Genomic DNA, 1,176 nt, shown 5'->3' on the forward strand with positions numbered 1-1,176 from the left:
TCCAACCCCTTTGTTTTTCATTCAGAACCTCCCTTTGTCATGTGATGTTACAAAAGTTAACAACTCATGTCATTATTATATAGAAGAGATTCATCAATTCAAATAATATTTGAAAAATTTAGATATTTTGACCAAATCAGATGCTTTTTTTGTTATANTTATTCACATCAGAAAAAGTGAACAAAAAAAAGACAAGAAACATATCGTTTCCTGCCTCTTCCGTATGATTAATCTTTATCTGAGAATTTATCCTTCGCTTTCCCGATATCCTTTTGGATTTCGCCTTTCGCCTTATCTTTTTTGCCTTCAGCCTTCATATCCGTTCTGTCAGTCATATCTCCGGCTTTATCCTTCACTTCTCCTTTGGCTTTATTAAAGCCGCCTTTCATTTTGTCTTTTACACTATCGTTACCCATGTTGATTCTCTCCCCTCATTTATATGTGTACTTGTTATCTTCCCGATCTGAGAGGCACTAAACATTCGAATGTTATTTATCGATTTCGTAGCGCTCTCCGTAACGGAGCACTTTGTATATCGCCAGCCCGTCTGATGACTTTTTCTCTGAATACCGAACCGGCAGAAGGGCGAAAAACACGTAATACGTAGAAAAATAGACAAACTGATAGAAAAACACATTCGGCTTTAATACACTGTGGATAATCAGCAGATTGACTGCAAAAATCGTGATAAGGTTAAACAGGCAGCCTCCGGCATACACGAGTGCATTTGAGAATCGATTGTCAATCTTCAAATCCCCGTATCGGCAAAAAGAATCGATAAAATAAATCGTTCTGAACCGTATTGGCCCAATCTTAAGCAGTGTTTTTCCCATTCCAATATCCAATGAGCCTTTTCCGCCAAAAATAAAGGCCATAAAGCTGTGCCCCGAAACATGTATGATCTGTACAAGCGGCAGAACAATGAGGAAAGACCATAGAAACTTCACCATATCATTGAAACCAAACATCGAATTCNCNCTCAATCAATCATGTATATCTGCATCCCAAAACGGCTTTTGTACAAAAAACAGTGCTGTAGCGATTTTTCCTGTTCTCCCCGGAAATAAACGTTCCGATGCTCCCCTTTTTTTGCATATAAAAAAACCATCTGCCGGCAGATGGTTTTGTCTCATACTTTATATAAACAATCGTTCCTTTGAATCATCTCTCTCATGC

2 protein-coding genes are annotated in these 1,176 nt (G+C 38.1%); both read right to left on the reverse strand.

Features of this window, described 5'->3' with window-relative positions; genetic code table 11:
* Nucleotides 1–227: 227 nt before the first annotated feature.
* Entirely contained in the window at nucleotides 228–416 is a 189-nt protein-coding gene (gene csbD / locus RVS70_RS21505) for a stress response protein CsbD (RefSeq protein ID WP_095432230.1), read from the reverse strand.
* Between the two features lie 72 nt (nucleotides 417–488).
* Nucleotides 489–968 (reverse strand): hypothetical protein, encoded by a 480-nt coding sequence (locus tag RVS70_RS21510; RefSeq protein ID WP_014665701.1) that lies wholly within the window; start codon nucleotides 966–968, stop codon nucleotides 489–491.
* Between the last annotated feature and the right edge of the window lie 208 nt (nucleotides 969–1,176).

This window comes from Virgibacillus sp. M23 (assembly GCF_034190895.1).
GTDB classification, from domain to species: domain Bacteria; phylum Bacillota; class Bacilli; order Bacillales; family Amphibacillaceae; genus Virgibacillus; species Virgibacillus salarius.